Source organism: Streptosporangium sp. NBC_01469 (assembly GCF_036227305.1).
Taxonomy (GTDB): Bacteria; Actinomycetota; Actinomycetes; order Streptosporangiales; family Streptosporangiaceae; genus Streptosporangium.
Genome location: NZ_CP109465.1, coordinates 7128616 through 7148029, shown reverse-complemented (window position 1 = coordinate 7148029; position 19414 = coordinate 7128616). Strand labels below are relative to the sequence as shown.

19 protein-coding genes are annotated in these 19414 nt (G+C 71.0%); 10 read left to right on the top strand and 9 right to left on the bottom strand.

Features of this window, described 5'->3' with window-relative positions:
• Positions 1-24: 24 nt before the first annotated feature.
• Both OG587_RS31445 and OG587_RS31440 read right to left on the bottom strand, forming a co-directional pair.
• A complete protein-coding gene (locus tag OG587_RS31445; RefSeq protein ID WP_329081532.1) occupies positions 25-738 on the bottom strand; it encodes a vitamin K epoxide reductase family protein in 714 nt (237 codons plus the stop codon).
• The gene (locus OG587_RS31440; protein WP_329081529.1) at positions 719-1459 is read right to left on the bottom strand and encodes a DsbA family protein; all 741 of its coding nucleotides are present in this window, start codon (positions 1457-1459) and stop codon (positions 719-721) included. The genes OG587_RS31445 and OG587_RS31440 overlap by 20 nt, the downstream gene beginning before the upstream one ends.
• Positions 1460-1681: 222 nt before the next feature.
• Between OG587_RS31440 and OG587_RS31435 the strand changes: the two genes are divergently transcribed.
• The 4 genes from OG587_RS31435 to OG587_RS31420 all read left to right on the top strand — a co-directional run bounded on the left by OG587_RS31435 (position 1682) and on the right by OG587_RS31420 (position 7177).
• The gene (locus tag OG587_RS31435; RefSeq protein ID WP_329081528.1) at positions 1682-2068 is read left to right on the top strand and encodes a BlaI/MecI/CopY family transcriptional regulator; all 387 of its coding nucleotides are present in this window, start codon (positions 1682-1684) and stop codon (positions 2066-2068) included.
• Complete coding sequence (locus OG587_RS31430; RefSeq protein WP_329081527.1) at positions 2065-3000, top strand: M56 family metallopeptidase; 936 nt, start codon at positions 2065-2067, stop codon at positions 2998-3000. Before OG587_RS31435 ends, OG587_RS31430 begins: the two co-directional genes overlap by 4 nt.
• 371 nt (positions 3001-3371) lie before the next feature.
• Positions 3372-5759 carry a HelD family protein gene (locus OG587_RS31425; protein WP_329081524.1) on the top strand — a complete coding sequence of 796 codons (2388 nt, stop codon included), beginning with the start codon at positions 3372-3374 and terminating at the stop codon, positions 5757-5759.
• Between the two features lie 62 nt (positions 5760-5821).
• Positions 5822-7177 (top strand): serine hydrolase domain-containing protein, encoded by a 1356-nt coding sequence (locus tag OG587_RS31420; RefSeq protein WP_329081523.1) that lies wholly within the window; start codon positions 5822-5824, stop codon positions 7175-7177.
• On the opposite strand, the gene OG587_RS31415 is transcribed toward OG587_RS31420, so the two are convergent.
• Both OG587_RS31415 and OG587_RS31410 read right to left on the bottom strand, forming a co-directional pair.
• Complete coding sequence (locus OG587_RS31415) at positions 7120-7527, bottom strand: LysR substrate-binding domain-containing protein (protein WP_329081521.1); 408 nt, start codon at positions 7525-7527, stop codon at positions 7120-7122. The genes OG587_RS31420 and OG587_RS31415 overlap by 58 nt on opposite strands.
• Positions 7464-8036 (bottom strand): LysR family transcriptional regulator, encoded by a 573-nt coding sequence (locus OG587_RS31410; protein WP_329081519.1) that lies wholly within the window; start codon positions 8034-8036, stop codon positions 7464-7466. Before OG587_RS31410 ends, OG587_RS31415 begins: the two co-directional genes overlap by 64 nt.
• Before the next feature lie 77 nt (positions 8037-8113).
• On the opposite strand from OG587_RS31410, the gene OG587_RS31405 reads away from it, so the two are divergent.
• From OG587_RS31405 to OG587_RS31395, 3 genes are all read left to right on the top strand, one after another.
• Positions 8114-8818: a CTP synthase C-terminal region-related (seleno)protein gene (locus OG587_RS31405; protein ID WP_329081517.1), complete on the top strand. Its 705-nt coding sequence runs from the start codon at positions 8114-8116 to the stop codon at positions 8816-8818.
• Between the two features lie 307 nt (positions 8819-9125).
• Complete coding sequence (locus OG587_RS31400) at positions 9126-9983, top strand: cytochrome P450 (RefSeq protein WP_329081515.1); 858 nt, start codon at positions 9126-9128, stop codon at positions 9981-9983.
• Complete coding sequence (locus OG587_RS31395) at positions 9980-10450, top strand: isocitrate lyase/phosphoenolpyruvate mutase family protein (RefSeq protein ID WP_329081512.1); 471 nt, start codon at positions 9980-9982, stop codon at positions 10448-10450. The genes OG587_RS31400 and OG587_RS31395 overlap by 4 nt, the downstream gene beginning before the upstream one ends.
• On the opposite strand, the gene OG587_RS31390 is transcribed toward OG587_RS31395, so the two are convergent.
• Together OG587_RS31390 and OG587_RS31385 are read right to left on the bottom strand one after the other, a co-directional pair.
• The gene (locus tag OG587_RS31390; RefSeq protein ID WP_329094071.1) at positions 10407-10943 is read right to left on the bottom strand and encodes a site-specific integrase; all 537 of its coding nucleotides are present in this window, start codon (positions 10941-10943) and stop codon (positions 10407-10409) included. The two genes, OG587_RS31395 and OG587_RS31390, sit on opposite strands and share 44 nt — an antisense overlap.
• Before the next feature lie 81 nt (positions 10944-11024).
• The gene (locus OG587_RS31385) at positions 11025-12047 is read right to left on the bottom strand and encodes a tyrosine-type recombinase/integrase (RefSeq protein ID WP_329081510.1); all 1023 of its coding nucleotides are present in this window, start codon (positions 12045-12047) and stop codon (positions 11025-11027) included.
• 208 nt (positions 12048-12255) lie between these two features.
• On the opposite strand from OG587_RS31385, the gene OG587_RS31380 reads away from it, so the two are divergent.
• A complete protein-coding gene (locus tag OG587_RS31380) occupies positions 12256-12378 on the top strand; it encodes a hypothetical protein (protein ID WP_329081508.1) in 123 nt (40 codons plus the stop codon).
• 130 nt (positions 12379-12508) lie between these two features.
• Here OG587_RS31380 and OG587_RS31375 read toward each other — a convergent pair whose 3' ends face one another.
• Positions 12509-13732, bottom strand: a complete 1224-nt coding sequence (locus OG587_RS31375) for an RNA-guided endonuclease InsQ/TnpB family protein (RefSeq protein ID WP_329081506.1) — start codon at positions 13730-13732, stop codon at positions 12509-12511.
• Positions 13733-13780: 48 nt separating this feature from the next.
• Between OG587_RS31375 and OG587_RS31370 the strand changes: the two genes are divergently transcribed.
• Both OG587_RS31370 and OG587_RS31365 read left to right on the top strand, forming a co-directional pair.
• Positions 13781-13957 (top strand): hypothetical protein, encoded by a 177-nt coding sequence (locus OG587_RS31370; RefSeq protein ID WP_329081504.1) that lies wholly within the window; start codon positions 13781-13783, stop codon positions 13955-13957.
• Positions 13958-14247: 290 nt separating this feature from the next.
• Positions 14248-15255 (top strand): RNA polymerase subunit sigma-70, encoded by a 1008-nt coding sequence (locus tag OG587_RS31365; RefSeq protein WP_329081502.1) that lies wholly within the window; start codon positions 14248-14250, stop codon positions 15253-15255.
• A gap of 327 nt (positions 15256-15582) precedes the next feature.
• Here OG587_RS31365 and OG587_RS31360 read toward each other — a convergent pair whose 3' ends face one another.
• Together OG587_RS31360 and OG587_RS31355 are read right to left on the bottom strand one after the other, a co-directional pair.
• The gene (locus OG587_RS31360) at positions 15583-16167 is read right to left on the bottom strand and encodes a dihydrofolate reductase family protein (protein WP_329081500.1); all 585 of its coding nucleotides are present in this window, start codon (positions 16165-16167) and stop codon (positions 15583-15585) included.
• A gap of 355 nt (positions 16168-16522) precedes the next feature.
• Positions 16523-19276 carry a Tn3 family transposase gene (locus tag OG587_RS31355; RefSeq protein WP_329081498.1) on the bottom strand — a complete coding sequence of 918 codons (2754 nt, stop codon included), beginning with the start codon at positions 19274-19276 and terminating at the stop codon, positions 16523-16525.
• Positions 19277-19414: the final 138 nt, after the last annotated feature.

The window sequence follows — 19414 nt, the reverse complement described above, 5'->3', positions numbered from 1 at the left end:
TCAGAAAACCCTGTACTCAGAGGATTAGATGAGGGTGATCCAGAACGACCAGAAGCGCACGGCGATCAGCGCGATGACCACGCCGAACCACAGCGCGATCGCGGCCGAGTGATAGTTCCTCAAGGCCGCCACGACACGGGCCCCGCGAGCGGGCGGGACCCCAGGGCCGCCGCCGCCCGGCAGGTGGCCCCGCGCGAGGTTATGCACGGTGACGTACCAGAACAGCGGGATGGTCACCGCCCACACGATCATGCAGTACGGGCACAGGGCGCCGATGACGTAGAGGCTCTGGAAGATCAGCCAGTGCACGAAGACCGCGCCGCAGGTGACCCCTACCTGCAGGCCCAGCCAGAACCATCGGCCGAGGTCGGCCCCGGCCAGCAGCGCGGCGCCGACCGTCACGATGACGGCGAAGCCGGCGACGCCCAGGAGCGGGTTGGGGAAGCCGAACAGCTCGGCCTGCGGAGTTGTCATGATCGAGCCGCACGACAGCACCGGATTGATGCTGCAGCTGGGCACGTATTCCGGGTTCTTCAGCAGGGCGATCTTCTCAACGGCCAAGACGAACGCCGCCAGCAGCCCGACCGCGCCGCCGATCACCAGCAGCCAGGGCAGCAGGCGGGGGAACGGCTCCTCGGGCCACCGTTCGCCTGTCTCTTCACGGCTTGCTTGATGGCCGCCGTGTTCGAGGTGGTCTGGGTGCTCGGCGGGGACGGGTTCAGCCGGCGAGTGCTGCATCGATGGCCGCCTTGAACTCGTCGCGGGACTGAGGCTGGATCTTGGTGCCGTTGAGGAAGAACGTGGGCGTACCGCTCACGCCGAGGGCCTGGCCGTCGGCGACGTCCTTGTTCACCCGCGCCAAGGTGGCCGGGTCGTTGTAGGCCTTGTCCCAGGCGGCCATGTCCAAGGCGAGGCCTTGAGCGAAACCGCGGAAGACCGTATCGGCCGGGACCTGCTTTTCACCCCACTGGGTCTGCGTCTCATACATCCGCTGGTACATCGCCTCGAACCTGCCCTGCTGGGCGGCGGCCTCCACGGCGCGGGCGGCGCGTTCGGCGTTGAAGTGGCCGGGCAGCGGGAAGTAGCGGACCACGAACGTGACCTTGCCCGCGTACTGCTTGCGCAACTCCTCCACGATCGGGAAGTAGGCCCTGCAGGCCTCGCACTCGAAGTCGAGGAACTCCACCAAGGTCACCTTGCCGTCGGCGGCGCTTTGCACCGTGTGGCTGTCGGCCCGCACCAGCTGCGACTCACCGGCGGCCACGGCACCGGTCGCCCCTCCGTCACCGCCACCGATCTTGCTTATGAGGACGAAGGCGGCCAGGACCACGACCACCGCGCCCGCCACGGCCGCGGTCACGGCGAGGTTCTTCCTTCGGGCGGACTGCCGGGCGTCCGCGGCACGCATCGCCGTGATCTTGGCGCGCCTGTCTTTGGGCCGGTCTTGTTGCTGCGACACCTACGCTCCTCACTGTCGGGCCGCCGCGCGGGGATGCCCCGGCCTGGTGGCCGGGGCCTGGCGGCCGTCCCCATACTTCTACACGGCGTAGAAGATTCGCATAAAACTGTCCGCACCGCTTCGGCCCGGGGCGTGAGGGTTGTCCTGGCCCGGAAAAGCTCGCCGGCGCCTTGGCGTACCCTTCCACCCACGGTGGAGCGATCAGGAAGAGAGGGGTCACCAGTGCGGCTCGGCCATCTGGAGCGCTCGATCATGGAGGCCCTGTGGCAGCACCCCGGCGGGATGCTCGCCCAGCAACTCGCTGACTTCTTGCCGTCCCAGCCCGCGGTGACGACCGTTTTGACCGTGCTGCTGCGACTGTCCCGCAAGGGCCTGGTCACCCGGGAACGCATCGGCCGAGCACACCGCTACCGGTCCAGCGGCGGCAAGGACGCCTTCGTCGCGGAGGTCATGCAAGAAGCCCTCAGCGAAGCGGGCAACGTCAACGCCGTGGTCCACCGCTTCGTCGGGACCGTCTCCCCCGAGGTCGCCGCCGCCCTGCGCCTGGCCCTGCAGCAACGAGAAGGCCGGCACGACGAGCAGCACCCGCGAGAGGGGCAGGCGCCATGACGGCGTGGACGCTCGCCGCCGGAATCGCGCTGCTCCCCCTCCTGCTCGGCGGGCAAGTGACCGTGCGGCTGGCCTCGGCCGCGTGGACGAGCCGCCGTCCGCGGGCCGCGCTGGTGCTGTGGCAGGCCATCGGCCTGTCCGCCGGCCTGGGCGCCTTCGGGCTGGGGCTGATCGCCGCGGTCGCGCCGCTGGCGGCGGCCTTCCCGCACGGCGCACACGTCCTTGGCGACCAGATCGTCGACGGACGAGGTCTGTCCGGCCTGGGCTGGGGTCATGTCGCCGCGCTGCTGTGGTCGCTGTCGTTGCCGGCCTGGCTGCTGGCCCACACGGCGCGAACCCTCACCAGGGCAGCCGCCGGCCAGCGACGCCAGCGCCTGCTGATCGACCTGGTCGCCGACCTCGACCGCGGCTACGGCGCCTACGTCCTGCCCGAGGCCCGGCCCGTCGCCTACTGTGTGCCCGGACGCCAAACCCGCGTCGTGGTCAGCCGGGGCACGCTGGAGCGGTTGAGCCCTCGCCACGTGCACGCCGTCCTGGCCCACGAGCGCGCGCACGCCCGCGGCCATCATGACCTGGTCCTACTGCCCTTCGCGGCGCTGGCGCAGGCTTTCCCGATCCTCAGCGCCCCGCGAACGGCCATGCGGGCGGTGTCGGTGCTGCTGGAGATGCTCGCCGACGATCAGGCACGCCGACATCACGGCGATCTGGTCCTCGCCCAGGCCATCGTCCAGATGATCACCCCCGGAGAGCAGCAACCGGCTCACACCCTGGCTCTGGCCCAGCTGGACGTCGCCCAACGCCTCCAGCGACTCCTGACCGATGCGGCCACCCCGGGCCGCGGAACGGCCATCGCGGCCTACAGCGCCGCGGCCGGGCTGATCAGCGGCCCTCTGACCGTCCTGGTCGCCCCCATCATCTGCACCCTCCTCTAGCCGCCCGGACAGCAGCCGCCCGGACAGCAGCCGCCCCGACAGCAGCCGCCCGGACAACTCGCACGACCCAGGAGCGAACCGCTCAATCATCGGGCGCCGGGTATCTCTGCCATCGCGCCCCCGACCATCGCGTCGCCGTGTCCGGCTCGCACACCACCGGCCCGGTCGGCGTCGTCACTCGTACGAAGGCTCGTCATCGCGTGAGTGCGGCGGAACGACCTCTGAGCGGATGGGTCGCCGTGTTCACCGGCGCCTGGGAGGGGGGTCACATGTCGCGGTGGACGCGTACTGGTGACGCGAAGGAGAATGCGCTACGCTGTAGCGCTCACGCGAGAAACGGATAACCCAGTAGACAGGAGTCTACCAAAGACATGGAGCCTCGTCAACGCGATTCCGCCCTCACCGAAGCGATACGGGTCGAGCAGGCCCATGTCAGCGAGCTCTACCATCGCCTTGACCTCGTCAGGGAGGAGACACTGGCCGCGCTGCGCGCCGAGCACGCTCGCGGTGAGATCGGCGGCCCGCGCCAGGCCAGGATCGAGCGGGAGGTCGCCGCCGGAGAGTACGCCCGCCGCCTGGCCCAGCTGTCCGGGGTCGAGCGCGACCTGTGCTTCGGCAGGATCGACAACGCCGACGGCGACACCCTCTACATCGGCCGGGTCGGCCTGCGCGACGCCGACCGCGAGATCATCCTCGTCGACTGGCGCGCCCCGGCGGCCCGCCCCTTCTACACCGCCACCCCCGCCGTCCCCGGGCCGCTGATCCGCCGCCGCCACCTGCACCTGCGTGACCGCGCCGTGGTGGGCCTGGACGACGAGGTGTTCGACCTGGAGCGCCTGAGCGAGGGCGACCGCCGCACGCTGGTCGGCGAGGCCGCGCTCATGGCGACCCTGCGGCGGGCCCGCACCGGCCGGATGGGCGACGTGGTGGCCACCATCCAGATCGAGCAGGACCGGGTGATCCGCTCGGGCCTGCCCGGCGCGCTGGTGGTCCAGGGCGGTCCCGGCACCGGCAAGACCGTCGCCGCGCTGCACCGGGCCGCCTTCCTGCTGTACGCCCACCGCGCCACCCTGGAGCGGCGCGGCGTGCTGGTGGTGGGCCCCAACGCGCTGTTCTCCCGCTACATCGGCCAGGTACTGCCCTCCCTCGGCGAGACCGACGTGGTGCTGTCGAGCCTGGGCGAACTCCATCCCGGGGTGCACGCCACCGCGGCCGACTCCCCCGCCGCCGCCGTCGTCAAAGGTGATCCGCGCATGGCCGGGGTCGTGGCCGCGGCGCTCGCCGACCGCCAGCGCGTCCCCGGCGACGGCCTGGAGGTGGCGATCGTCACACGGACCTCGGTACGCGACGGGGTCGAGGTGGTGGTCGAGCGGATGACGCTCACCGTGGACCACGCCACCTGCGCGCGCGCCCGCGACCGGGCCAGGTCCGCGCGCCACCCCCACAACGTGGCCCGCCGGCTGTTCGTGATCGACATGCTCAGGGCCCTCGCCCTGGAGGAGGCCGCCCGGCTGGACGGGCCGCTGGAGGAGGAGGACCTGAGGTACGCCCGCAAGACGCTGTGGGCGCAACCGGCGGTCCGCGAGGCGCTGGACGCGCTGTGGCCGCCGCTCACCCCAGAACAGCTGATCGCCGACCTGCTCGCCTCACCCGACGCCCTCAGGTCGGCCGCCCCCGGCCTGTCCGGGGCCGAGCGCGCCGCCCTGCTGAAGCCGTACGGCGAGCCGTGGACCGTCGGCGACGTGCCGCTGCTGGACGAGGCGGCGGAGCTCCTCGGCGAGGACACCGGCATCGGCGGCGAGAACGGCGAGAACGATGAGAACGGCGGAAGCGGCACGGGCGGCGCGGCGTCGGAGGAGGAACGCGAGGAAGAGGAGCGGTACGCGCTGGGCGTGCTGGAGTTCACCGGCCTGCTGGAGGAGGAGATGATGGAGGCCGGAGCGCTGGCCGAGCGCCACCGCGCGCCGGGACCGGCCACGACCACCGCGGAACGGGCCCGCCGCGACCGGCGCTGGGCGTACGGGCACGTCATCGTCGACGAGGCGCAGGAGCTCTCGGCGATGGCCTGGCGGACCGTGATGCGCCGCGTTCCCGCCCGGTCTCTGACGGTGGTGGGTGACATCGCCCAGCGGGGGTCGGCCGCCGGGGCCCGCTCCTGGGGGGAGATGCTCGATCCCTATGTCGGGGGCCGCCGGCGTGAGGAGCACCTGCGGGTCAACTACCGGACCCCGGCCGAGATCATGCGGGTGGCCGCGGACGTGCTGGCGGCCGTCGCGCCCGGCCAGGAACCCCCCGAGTCGGTCCGGGAGGGCGGGAGCGCGCCCCGCGCCCTGCTCCTCGACCTCGGCGCCCCCGGCAGCCGCGACGATCGCGACGGCCACGCCGGTCCGGGTGACCGTGACGGTCTCGGCGCGCTGGCGGCCCTGGTCGAGGACGAGCTGGCCGAGATCGGTGAGGGCCGCCTGGCCGTCATCGTCCCCGACGCCCGCCACGCCGCGATCCGCGCGGCCTTCCCTCCGCCCGACAGCGTCCTCGGCGTCCTCAGCGTCCTCGACTCCCCCGTCGCGGTGCTGACCGTCACCGCCTCCAAGGGGCTGGAGTTCGATGCCGTGGTGGTCGTCGAACCCGCCGAGATCCTGGCCCAGACCCCCATGGGCGGGCACGACCTGTACGTGGCGATCACCCGGGCGACCCGGCGGCTGACCGTCACCCACCGCGCCGAGCTGCCACCGATGCTCTCCCGGCTCGTACGGCACTAATCTGGGGGCACTTTTCGCATTGAGTTTCGTGTTGGATTTCGTATCGGGTGAGGAGCCATTTGATGTCGCCGGTTCTGGAGAGTACGGCTCGCGCGCTGCTGCGCAGGATCGCGGTCGAGCAGGCCCAGGGGCGCCTGCCCTCGCTGACCGCCGCGGTGGTGCGCGACGGGGAGCTCGCCTGGTTCGGCGCGCGGGGCCGGGTGGAGGGGGCCGCTCCCACCCCCGGCACCCAGTACCGCATCGGCTCGATCACCAAGAGCCTGGTCGCCGCCGTGGTGATGCGCCTGCGCGACGAGGGGAAGGTCGACCTGCTCGACCCGGTCGCCAAGCACATCCCCGACCTGCGGGTCGGCGAGATGACCGTCGCCCAGTTGCTGTCGCACACCTCGGGGCTGAGCGCCGAGTCCCCGGGCCCGTGGTGGGAGCGGACCGCGGGCGTGCCGGCCGCCGAACTCGTCGCCGCGCTCGGGCCCGAGGCGGCCAAGCACCGGCCGGGACGCCGCTACCACTACTCCAACGTGGGCTTCGCCCTGCTGGGCGAGCTGGTGGCCCGGCACCGCGGCGTGAGCTGGGCACAGGCCGTGCACGAGGAGATCCTGCTGCCACTGGGCATGCGCGACACCACCCCCCGGCCGCGCGCGCCGCACGCCACCGGCTACGCCGTGCACCCCTGGGCGGACGTGCTGCTGCCCGAACCCGAGCACGACGCGGTCGCCATGGCCCCGGCCGGGCAGCTGTGGTCCACCCCCGCCGACCTCGCCCGGTGGGCGGCGTTCGTGGCCGGAGACACCGGGGGCGTGCTCGCCCCGGACACCGTGGCGGAGATGCGCGAACCGGCGATCGTCGACGACGGCGACGCCTGGACCGGCGGGTACGGCCTGGGCCTGCAGCTGGCCCGCGTGAACGGCCGCCGCCTGGCCGGCCACACCGGCTCCATGCCGGGCTTCCTGGCCACGGTGTGGGCCGACCCGTCCGACAAGGTCGGCGTGCTGTTCACCGCCAACTCCACCTCGGGCGTCAGCCGCAACCTGCTGACCGACCTGCTGGCGATCCTCGACCAGCACGAGCCGCGCCTGCCCGAGGAGTGGAGGCCCGTCGCCGACACCGCGGGCCTGCTGGAGCTTACCGGCCCGTGGTACTGGGGGCCCAGCGTGTACGCGCTGCGGCTGCTGCCCGAGGGCGGCGTCTCCCTCAACCCGGCCGGCGGCGCGGGACGGGCCTCGCGCTTCATCCCCCAGGCCGACGGGACCTGGCTGGGACTGGACGGCTACTACGCGGGCGAGACCCTGCGGGTGGTCCGCAGGCCCGACGGCTCCCTCAGCCACCTGGACCTCAACACCTTCGTCTTCACCCGCACCCCCTACGACCCGGAGGCGGAGGTGCCCGGCGGGGTGGACGAGGGCGGCTGGCGCAGCTGAGCGGCGAGCGCGGCGGCCGGGCCCGCGGCCTCGGCGTACAGGACCTCCACCCGGTGCACCACGCGCGGCGAGCTCAGCGGCACCCCCGGTGCCACCGCGCCCGCCGCCTCCGCCGCCACGGACGCGGGCAGCAGGACCAGCCCGTGCCCGGCGGCGACCAGGTTCAGCACCGTGCGCACGTCCTCGCCGTCGTAGCCGAACCCGGTGCGAAACCCGCCCCCGCCGGCCAGCTCGCGCAGCCGCTCCACCGGTATGGCGACCGGCGCCCGCAGCCACAGGGCGTCGGTCAGGTCGGCCAGGTCCAGGCCGTGCCGGTGCGAGAGCGGGTGGCCGGAGGGCAGGACCACCACCAGCTCCTCCTCGGCGATCCCGAAGCCCGACAGCGGTCCCACGTCGGGGAGCCGCAGCGGGTCGCTGGGGGCGGCGATCCCGTCGACCAGGCCGAGACCGGCCGCGCCCGAGGCGACCTCCCGGCGACGCGCTCGCGGGCGACGGTGCGCAACCCGACCCGCGTCCCGCCGAGGGCGTCCGGGGACAGGCTCCGCACGATCGCCGGGGTGCAGGCCAGCGAGGAGGCGACCACCGCCAGCCGCCCGGCCGGTCCCGCGGCGGCACGCAGCACGTCCGCGCGGGCGGCCCGGTGGCGCAGCAGCAGCGGCCCGGCATGTTCCAGCAGGCGCTCCCCCGCCGGCGTGGGCGCCACCGGGCGGCGGTGCAGCAGCGCCAGCCCCAGATCGGCCTCCAGCGCGGCGATCTGCTGCGAGACCGCCGACTGGGTGTAGCCGAGCTCGGTGGCGGCGTCGGAGAAGGATCGCCGGTCGGCGACGGTGACGAACGTGCGCAGCAGGTGCGGGTCCACGGTGCATCAGTATCGCTTATCGGCCCACCAGGAATCATCGTTGGCGCTTACCCGGCCACCGGGACCAGGATCGGGGCATGACCACCGCGAGAATCGCCCTGGTGGGCGACAAGTCACCGTCCGTCCGGTCTCACGCCCGCATCCCGGTACTCCTGGAGGCGCTGCGCGAGCGCGACGGGCTGGTGCTGGACGCCTACTGGATCCCCACCACCGAGGCCACCGCCCTTGAGGGGTTCGACGGAATCTGGATGGTGCCCGGCAGCCCGTACCGCAGCGAGAGCGGCGCGGTGAACGCCGCCCGCACCGCCCGCGAGCACGGCATCCCGTTCCTGGGCACCTGCGGGGGCTTCCAGCACACCCTGCTGGAGTACGCGCGCAACGTCCTGGGCCTGCCCGTCGCGCACGCCGAGAACGACCCGGGCGCCGAGGACTTCCTGTTGCTGCCGCTGGCGTGCTCGCTGGCGGGCCACGAGGACGCCGTCCGGCTGACGCCGGGATCACTGGCCGAGAAGATTGTCGGTGCGGAGAAGACCGTGGAGAGATACTCCTGCGCCTTCGGGCTCAACGCCGACTACGTGCCCGCGCTGGAGGCGGGCGGGCTGCGCTTCACCGGCCACGACGAGGCCGGGCTGGTACGGGTCCTGGAACTGCCGGGCCATCCGTTCTTCCTGGCCACCCTCTTCCAGCCGGAGCTGGCCGGAGACGGCAGCCGCCCGCACCCGGTCGTCACCGCCTTCGCCACGGCCTGCGTCACCCGCGCCACCTCGCCCGCGCGAGCGTGATCGCCCCTGGGACGACGAAAGGGGGAAGCCACCGGCCCCGGTTGGACGCCGGTGGTTGGACGCCGGTGGTTGGACGCCGGTGGTTGGACGCCGGTGGTTGGACGCCGGTGGTTGGACGCCGGTGGTTGGACGCCGGTGGTTGGACGCGGACGCTTCGGCGGGTGCCGAAGCGTCCGGCGTCTAACCTTCTGAGGATCGCCGAGCCGCGGGGCGCGTACCGTGCGCTCCCCGGTGGAGACCGTGACGGTCCCGCGCCTCCTCCTTCGCCCTTCGATCGAGTGGGGAGGTCTCACCTCAAGGAGAACCGATGACGTCCGATCCGCTGGTCGTGAGCCGCCCCGCCGAGATAAGGGCCGTGCTGGCCGACCCCCGCTTCACCGTCGATCCCGTACCACGCCCGCCGTTCGCGCTGACCGTGGCCTGGCTGCGCGGAGCGGTCGGCCGCTTCGCCGAGGGATCCGTGCACGCCGAGCGCCGGGCCGCGGGCACGGCGGTGCTGGCCGGGCTGGACCCGGGCGCGCTGCGCGCCGAGGCGTCCCGGCTAGCCTCGTGGGACACCGCCCCTCCCCCTTGTCCCCCGGAACTGGTTCCGGTGCTGGTCCTGGCCGTCGCGCTGGGCGTACGGGCCGAAGACGGGCCGGGGGCCGTGGGGGCCGTCGCGGCGATCGCCCCGGCCTACCTGCCGGGGCCCGGGGCCGGGCCCGATGAGACGGATCTCGCCGCGGCCGACGAAGGGCTGATGCGGCTCTCGCGCCTGCTGGGCGACCCGGCTCCGGAGCGGCTGGCCGTGGTGGCGGGGCTGCTCGCCCAGGCGTACGCTCCCACGGTCGCCCTGGTCCGCGGCGCCCTGACCGCCGCACCGGCACCGGGGTCGGCGGAGTCGTGCACGGCCGGAGCGCGGACGGTGGAGGAACTGCTGGACGAGACACTGCGCCACGACCCTCCGGTCCGGACGCTGCGCCGCAGGGCGCCCGGCGACGGAAGGACCGTGGTGCTCGACGTCGCGGCGGCCGGCCGGGATCCGGAGGCGCCTCGCGGCCGGGACCTCTCGCGTACGGAAGGCGAACCGGAGTATCTGACGTTCGGGGCGGGACCGCGGGCCTGTCCGGGTAGGCAGGTCGCGCTGGCCCTGGCGGCCGGGACGATCGAGGCGGTGATCCGGTGACGTTCGCACGGTTCAGGGCGCTGCACCACGCGGGCGAGCCGCTGCTGCTTCCCTGCGTGTGGGATCACGCCTCCGCGGCGGCCCTGGCGCAGGCGGGGTTCGCCGCGATTGGGACGACGAGCCTGGGGGTGGCCGCCGCGGCGGGCAAGCCGGACGCCGGGCGGGCGACGCGGGAGGAGACACTGGTACTGGCACGGACGACAACGGGGCTGGGGATCCCGGTGACGGTGGACATCGAGGCGGGGTTCGCCGAGGCGCCCGAGCAGGTCGCCGACCTGGTGGCGAAGCTGGCGGAACTGGGAGTCGCGGGGATCAACCTCGAAGACGGGCGCGGTGTCCGCCTGGCCGACCTCCCGGCGCAGACGGAACTGGGGGGTCGGCCGGAGTACGCCAGAAACACACCGCGTGTTGCAGGCGCTCGGGTCAGCGCTTGCGCCGTCGGGCCGCGGGGTCGTGCTCGGCGGTGATGCGGGCTGAGGTTTCCTCGCCGAGGCGTACGTAGCGGCCGAGGCTGGATAGGTGCTGGTGGCGGGACTTGGCCTGCAACTTCGGTGCAGTACGGCCGGCCTGGGCAAGATGCTGAAGCGCCGAGTGGCGCAGCTGATGCAGCGTCCACCCGTCCCCGTGCGGGTCGAGCTTGGTGGAGGCGGTCTTCAACAGGTACTCCGCGCGCGGGTAGGACAGCCGGCCCCGGCCCGTGGCCGGGCAGATGTCGGCGGCCGCGGGCGCACGCGGTCCAGAGGTAGGGGCGCGCCGGTCGGCCAAAAACACCGGGCCCGCGGTGCGGCTGGCCAGCAGACGGGGCAGCAGTCGGGGCAGCAGTCGGGCGGTGGCGGTGGCCCAGTGCACGTACTCGATGGCGCCGCCCTTGGAGGTGACGCGGGCGCGTCGGAATTCCAGGTCGAGGTCCTCGATGTTGAGGGACAAGATCTCCTCGGCCCGGGCCGCGGTTTCGTACAGGAGGGGGTCCCCGTAGTACTCGCCGAAAATCGAGCGGATATGGCGCTGACCAGCGATGATCCGACCGAGCAGGCGGCACGATCACCGGGTGGTCATGCGGTCTGCGAGTTCGTCGGCGCTGGGTGTCCAGGTACCGCGCTGGGCCTCGATGCCGTCGAGTCGGCGCTGGGTGCCTTCTTTGCTGGGCTTGAGGTAGCGCTGGAGGGTGCGGCGGTCTTCGTGGCCGGAGAGGTTCATCAGGTCGGCTTCGGTGGCGCCGTCCTCGCCGGCGTGGGTGAGTCGGGAGTGGCGCAGGTCGTGCAGATTCCAGCCGTCGGTGGCGGCGCCGAGGTGGCGTTCGGCGGTGCGGTAGGTCATGCGTCGGCGGCGGCTGGCCGGGTCGACGTCACGTACGGGCGCGGTGCCGTCGTCAGGGGCGATGCGCGCGGACAGGAAGATCGGCCCGCGGGTGCGGCGGCCGAGGAGCTGGCCGAGCATTCGGGCGGTGCGGATGTCGTAGAGCAGCTCGTCGGCTTTGCCGCCTTTGCGGATGGTGCGTGCGCGGCGGTTGGCGCGGTCGAGGTCTTCGACGTTCAGGCGCAGGACTTCCTCGGCGCGGGCGGCGGTGGAGTAGAGCATCGCCCACAGCGTCCGGTCTTCCAGCGGGCGGCGTTTGTCGGCGATGAGCCGGTCGATCCGCTCGCGACTGCGGACGCGGGTGTCGTCCGGCCTGGGCTGGTGCTCTCGGTCCAGGCCGTGCAGTACCGCGGCCGGGTCGCCGATCCAGCCTTGGTCGTGGAAGTAGGCCAGGGCGGAGGCGACGGCAGCCCGCTTGGCGTTGAACGTCGACGGCGCCGCGCCGCCCCACGCGCCGCGGATGTTGGTGTGCAGCTGGTCTGGGCCGACGCTGGCGAGCTCGCCGAGGTGCACGATCCCGGTGAACGCGGTCGGCAGGGCCGAGGTGTAGGCGCGCACGGTCTCCGGCGAGGTGATTCGGCCGGACCGGCCGCGTCGGCCAGCGAGGTGGCGCAGGAACGAGGCGAGCGCCTCGGCGGTCGGCACCCCTCCCGGCGTCTCCGCGTTGTCACGGTCGGGCACGGCGGTGAGGTGCCGGTCTGTCGCCATCTGGCCCGTTTCCCTGGTTGTCAGATAAAACGCGGGAAAGGTGCACGGCCCGCACGGGTGTTCCCGCAGGAGCCGATCCTGCCGTTGTCAGATAATACGCCATTATCTGACAATCTCAGCAGATCGACAAAGACGAGGACGACCGGGACAGGCCTCACTGAGCGGAGTTGTGCCGGCTAAGAGTGGTCCAGGAAAGGGCGGTGGCGCGATGATCTCGCCGTCGGACCGCGAGCTGCTCAGCTGGAGCCCGGCCAGCGAGGCCGAGGAGCGCGCCGACATGAAGCAACTCCAAGCTCAGCGCGACGCTGTGACCGCGCCACCGCCGGTCTGAACCGTCGGTTAGGCGTCCTGTCCGACCTCGGCGAGGCCGCGCGGGTGACTGACCTCGCCGAGGCGGCGTCTGGTTTGGCATCGCGGTCGGAGGCGCGCCGATGCGGCCCCTAATTGACATCCACTCCGCCCTAAAGGACGGAGATTCCGGTCTGCCGCGTGTGCGGCTCCTGGCGGGTTACTGCTTCTTCGCGCGGTGCCGGGATCGCTCCCGGTCCTACCCGCGCTCCACAGTCGTTTAGCCTCTCCGCCTGCCCGGCGGCGAGAATGTTGATCGCCGCGTTGACGTCCCGGTCGTGGCCGGCCCCGCAGGGGCAGGTCCAGGACCGGACGTTCAACGGCATCGAATCGGTGATGGTCTCGCAGGCCGAGCACAGCTTCGACGACGGAAACCAGCGGTCGATCTTGCCAAAGTGGCGGCCGTATCGCTTCGCCTTGTACTCCAGCATGGCGACGAACTGCGACCAGCCCGCATCATGCACACTCTTGGCCAGCTTCGTGCGCGCGAGACCGGACACGGCGAGATCCTCCACATACACCGCTTGGTTGTCGCGGATCAACGTGGTGGACAACGTGTGGGCGAAGTCGCGGCGCGTATCGGTCACCTTGGCGTACGCCCTGGCAACCCTGAGCTTGGCCTTGGCCCGGTTCGCCGATCCCTTCTTCTTTCGGCTCAACGCCTTCTGTGCCTTGCGGAGCTGCTTGGCCGCCCGCCGCAGAAAGCGCGGGTTGGCGATCTTCCGGCCATCGGAGGTGATCGCAAAATGGGTGAGACCCAGGTCGAGGCCGATCTCGGGACCCGTCTCGGGCAACGGCCCGTCTGAGGTCTCGACGACGAACGACGCGAAGTACCGGCCCGCCGAGTCCTTGACCACCGTCACCGATGACGGGTCCGACGGCAAAGACCGCGACCAGCGCACCTCCACCTCACCGATCTTCGGCAGCCGGAGTCTCCCGCCCGCCGTGACCGTGAATCGGGCATTCTTCGTGAACCGGACCGCTTGGCGGGAGTCCTTGCGGGATCGAAACCGGGGTGGGGCAACCGTGCGGCCCTTGCGTTTGCCGGACAGGGAGGCGAAAAAGTTGCGGTAGGCGGTGTTCAGATCCGCGAGCGCCTGCTGCAAGAGCACGGCCGACACCTCGCCCAGCCATGCCCGCTGCGGCGTCGCCGTGGCCCGCGTGATGACGTGTTTGGACAACTCCCCATCCGAGATGTACGGCAGGCCCCGCATCCGGGCGTCCTGCCTCAGGCGCAGCCCGTCGTTGAACACCGTCCGCGCGCACCCGAACGCCCGCGCCAGAGCTTGACGCTGACCCGGCGACGGGTAAAGGCGGAAGTTGTACCTGAGCCGCACGGATCAATTGTGCGTCCATGCGCCGTGGCGTGCAGGGAATCCGCAGAGATGAGCGTCGCCGAAGCGCGCAGCCGGTTCACCGATGTGCTCGAGGTGCTCGATGTGCTCAACGACGCAGCGACGCGGGGGCGCATCACCCGCGTCACCAACCGTGGGCGAAAGATCGCCGCCGTGGCGTCCATACACGTCGCCGAGTCCACCGAGCGGGCACAAGACGAACACTGATCGTTAAAGCACGCTCGGACCTTGGCGGCCCTCCCGCGCGGGCCTTCACCCCCGGCCCGAAGGCCGAAGCACTGGCCCGCATTTCGGTAGCAGGCGCCGAGAAACAACGCTTAGCCGTGCTGGCCCCACCTCGACATCGAGGGTGTGCCCGATCCCGGAGCACGTTCCCTGGATCGACCCGACCCATCCGGCCTGGCGAACGGCCCGGTGTCAGCGGCTTCACCGATCAGAAATCCTCCGCCACGTCGTCAGTTCTGTTAGCCCTCGCACCGGTGGAAGGATTGATGACCATGACCGACACCAGACCGCTGGGCGCCGACGAGGCCACGTTCCTCGCGGCGGTCCGCTCAGGCGACACGGCGCGGTTCGCACTCATCACGGAGCGCCACCGGCGTGAGCTGCAGGTGCACTGCTACCGGATGCTCGCGAACTACGAGGATGCCCAGGACATGACGCAGGAGACGTTCCTGCGAGCGTGGAACAAGCGGGAGTCGTTCAAGGGCCACGCGGCCCTGCGGACCTGGCTGTACCGGATCGCGACGAACGCCTGCCTCGACTTCCTGGAGAAGCGCAACGACCGCACACCCGTACCGTCCGAGCTGCCGGACCCCGGCTCCGAGGTGCTGTACCTGCAGCCCTACCCCGACCGGATGCTCCCGGAGGACCCGCAGGAATCGGTGGTGGCGCGGGAGACGATCGAGCTGGCGTTCATCGTCACCGTCCAGCACCTGCCGCCGCGGCAGCGGGCGGTGTTCATCCTGCGCGACGTCCTCGGCTGGCCGGCGTCGAAGGCCGCCGAGGCCCTCGAGCTGACCGTCGCATCGGTGACCAGCGCACTGCAGCGGGCGCGTGTGACGATGCGCGAGCAGCTGCCCGACCGCCGCCTCGATTGGCGGAGCCCCGCCACCCACGAGCTGTCGAATGACGAGCGGGGCGTGGTGAAGTCGTATATCGACGCCCATGAGCGCAACGACCTGGACGGGCTGATGTCCCTGCTGCGCGACGACCTGCGCTTCGCGATGCTGCCCGAGCCGGGAACCTCGGTCATCACGGCCAAGGACGCGGTGGACGGCTGGGTCTCCGGTGGGCTCTTCCAGCGCGGCTACGACGACTGGCGCTGTATCGCCACGACGGTCAACCGCATGCCTGCCGCCGTGCTGTACCTCCGCACCCCCGACGACCCGGAGTACCGGCTATTTACCATCGCGGTCCTGCACATCGTCGACGGGAAGGTCGCCGAGCTCACCGGATTCGACGCCACCGACAAACCATGGCTGGGCCTGCCCCCGACACTGTGATCAGACAAAGGCCCCATCGTCGACGAGTCCAGCGCGCGGGCCGCCGTCACCGAAGTCACCGCGGAATGAGCACCCCGACCAGCTGAACACCAACGCGGCAACGCGAACCCCACCGCCCCGCCGGCGTTGCCGGCGGGGCATCTTTATGCCCGAAGATCATCGTCATGATCAACGACGCTGTCGTCCCTCATCTTCAGCGAGTCGGTCAACAGCTCACTCGGAACGCAAGAAAGGGCCCGGGGAAGGTTCCCTCATAGCCGAGGGTCACGGTGAGCACGCCAGGAAGGATTTCGACCTGGCCTCACGAGCCGAGCATCTGGCCCGTGCTCATCGCCTCGTCTCGTATCGGGTCAGTACCACGCCGCCGGGAAACGTCCGCGTCTCCACCAGGTTCAGGTTCACCCAGCTGTCCAGGGCCGTGAAGAACGGCGTGCCGCCGCCCACCAGGACCGGGTGGGTGACCAGCACGTACTCGTCGATCAGCCCGGCCCGCATGGCCGCTGCGGCGAGTGTGGCGCCGACGATGTCCATGGGGTCGCCGTCGTCGGCCTTGAGCCTGGTGATCTCGGTGACCGCGTCGCCGGTGACCAGGCGGGTGTTCCAGTCGACCGTGCTGGTCGTCGAGGAGAACACCACCTTCGGCATGTCCCGCCAGCGGCGGGCGTACTCGATCTCCGCCGGTGTGGCGCCGGGCTGCTTGTCGGCGGTCGGCCAGTGGGAGCTCATCGCCTCCCACAGTTTGCGCCCGTACAGCGCCAAGCCGGTCGCGTCCACCCGGTCGGACCACCACTGGAACAGCTCGTCGCTCGGCGATGAGTCCGGTCCCTCCCCCCCACTCCAGCCGAGGTCGTCGCCGGTCGCGGCGATGTAGCCGTCCAGGCTCATGTTCATGCCGAAGATCAGTTTCCGCATCGTGCCAGCCTCTCGTGAGTCGATCTCACATGTACAGACGGGCACGGCGCGGAAACCTAATCGGTGCGCGATCTGCGTCCGCAGGTAGTCCTCGCGTTCCGGATTCGGCACGGCGTACTCGGCTGGGCTCGAGCGCTACCCACCGGATCTCGACTTCACCCTCGTACGGGCAGCGGCGCACCCATGGCCAGCTCTCCCCGACCGCTGCTGCCGTCTGCCCGGACGGGAAGGCCTTCCACGGCCACCTGCAACAGAGGCTGTCTACTTTCGCAGAGGCGTTGCGGTGGCGCTCGACGCGCTCGCTGCGCGAGCAGGAGTGTGAGCGATCTGGGTCCCCGAACGCCTGATCACACAGCTATAGCGCCAGCCAGGCCCCCTCACCGCGCTGGAGATCGCCAACCAGTTCCCGACGCTTGGGCATCTCGCTCGGCGACCAGCGGCCGCACGTGCCCGGCAAGATCCGCGAGTACCTACCTCTCCCAGCGCCGACGCAGCTAAGCGTTGTTTTTTCGGCGCCTACTACTGAAGGGGCCCCTGAGGGGGCAATGCCCCCGACGCCGAGTGCGCCCCGTGAGGGAAGCCCGTCAGAACAGCGTGTCGCGGACGCGCAGCGGCCGAGCTGGGCGAGTTCACCTTCGATGTCGACCTCGATTGCGCCGAAGAAGTTGATGTTCTCGCTGTGCGCCGGGGAGATGTGGGCCAGGATCTCGTCGTCGATGCGGCGTCCCGCCCTGCGCATCGACTCGACCGCGAGGCCGTAGTACTCGGTGGTCCAGGCGACCACGGCGTTGGTGGCCAGCGTCAGGCACCACGCCTGCTCGGTCTGAGCTTCGAGGTGCCGCGCTCGGATGGCGCCCTCGTGGGCGTAGAGCAGGTCTCGCTTGAGCGCGTGCAGCGACTCGCCCTTGTTCAGCTGCCGGGAGATCTTGCGCCGGTAGGCCGGGTCAGCGAGGTATCGGGCGGCGTAGATGGTGCGCCGCAGTGCCCCGTACTCCTTGAGCGCTGCGGCGAGCGCGTTCTGCCTGCCGGCCGCGGACAGCTTGCCGACCAGTAGCGAGGCGGTGGCGTGACCGAACTTTAGCGAACCGGCCAGCCGGAGCAGGTCGTCGTAGTGCTCGGCGATCAGGTCAGTGTTGAGCTTGCGGGTCAGCAGCGGCCCGGTGTGCGGGAAGTCGGCCTCGACCTGCGCACGCGATCCGGCCCGGTAGAGCGTGATCTTGCCCAGATCCCGGATCCGCGGGGAGAGCTGCAAGCCGAGCAGGTCGAACAAGCCGAAGTTGACCAGCGTGACCCCGTGGGTGTCCGTCGCGTGCTCGGTGACGGGAATGTCGGTCGCGTTCCTGAGAATCTCGTCGAGGACGTAGTGGGCCTCGCGCTTGGTCGCGACGATGACTTTCGTGCCGTAGGTGGTGTGCTGGTCGGTCACGTGTGTGTACGTCGAGAGCCCCTCGGACGCGAAGTACCGGCTCAAAGCCCTTGCGGTGACTGACTTTCCGCGCGTGGGGAACCGCTGTCCGTCTGATGAGGACAGGGTGCCGGTGCCGAAGATCGGGATGAGTGGCAGGCGCTGGTGGTAGTCGATGATGGCCAGGTTCGCCGCGCGCAGCGTTTCCTCCCGTACGTACCACTCCGACGTCCACGCGAGCACGTCGTAGGAGATCCCGCACGCGTCGGCCATCCGCGTCAGCCCGAGATTGGTGGAGTGGGCCAGCAGCACTGCGATCAAGTTCCGCTTCAGCTCGGGGCTGCGGGCCTGCTTGCCGCTGGCGTGGGTAAAGCAATCCAGGTAGCCGGTGCGTTTGTCCAGCTCGATCAGCAGCGACACGATCGGCGCGAACGGCAGCATCTCGGTCAGCTCCGCCTTCAACGCAGTCGCCTCGGCCGGGACGTCCTCGGCGGTCAGCGGCGAGATCACCAGATCACCGCCGTCGTCCAGACGCACCAGGCCATCCCCAGCAGCGAGGACTCCCTCCAGCTCGCCGAGCGCCTCACCCAGCTCGTCGGCGGCCGCAGCCAGCGCGCGGTCGGGGTCGGCGGGTTTGCCGACCAGCTGGCAGAACTCCGCGCGCTGGTCGACCCACTTGTCCGGTGGGAGCAGGTAGGCGGCCGGGTCGGAGTAACGACGCGAGCCCGGCACGAACACGTCCCCGCTGCGCAGCCCATCGCGCATCTTGCGTTCGGCCCTGCTCTCCCGCGCGGAGATCGCCTGGTCGAACAGCTGCACAACCTCGTCGAGCACGTCGGTCGCCGACTGCGCCAGCATCGTCAGCAGGATCGGGTACCGGCGCTGCGGATCGCGGCGTTCCAGCGCCTGCGCGGTCAACCGCCGACCGACCGTGGCCAGGAACCTGCGCCGCTCGGCAGGCAGCGCCGACAGGTCCAGACCGTCCGCGCCCAACGAGCGCAGGAACTCCAGCTTGGCGACCTCGGCCTCCACCGCGGCCGGGGACGCCTCCACCGGGCCGGTGGCCAGCCACCGCAGACGGGTCATGCGGATCTCCGGATCGGTGATCAGTAGCCCGTCCAGCGCGGCGCACCGTGCCTCGGTGAACTCGTGCGCCAGCCGGTCGAACGTCTCCCGCTGCGCCTCGGCGCGGGCGTGGGCGACCCGCTCGACCACGGTCACCAGTCCCGGACGAATCACGCGTGCCGAGATCAGGTACTCGCACCCGAGCCGGAACAGCAGGGTCGGCGAGTCGTGTTCCATCGCCCTGGCGAGCAGGAACTCGTCTAGTTCCTTGAGCTCCAGCGTGGTCGGCAGCCGCCACCCCAGATACTTCGCCACCAGCCGCAAATGCTCGGTCCGCGTCTTCGCCCGCCGCCCGTACGAGCGCAGCCTGGTCGGGTCGACGCCGAGCTGCTCGGCCAGCCTGGCCACCGCCACCGGCGGGGCCGAAAGCACCTTGTCCGGCACGAACCCCAGCCACGGCAACGTGCATAACGCCACGGCCAAGCCGAGCCGGTCCGCCGGACCACGGCCCCGACCGGGATCGACGAACGCGACATCCGCCGGAGTCAGGGTGAAGAACCTCGCTAGCTCGTCCCTGCCAATCTCCGGGAACTCCCGCAAGCGCTCCAGCTCCTCGTCCGCGAACACCTGCGTCGCCAAGAACGACCTCCCGCCAGACCCACAGATTCCCAGCTCAGAAGCCTATCCAGCCATATCCGCCCGATTTTCGGCGAGTACTACGGGGACCCCAAGAGAGGCGCCGCGAACCCGCCGCGTCATCGAAGTCGCCCGGACGCT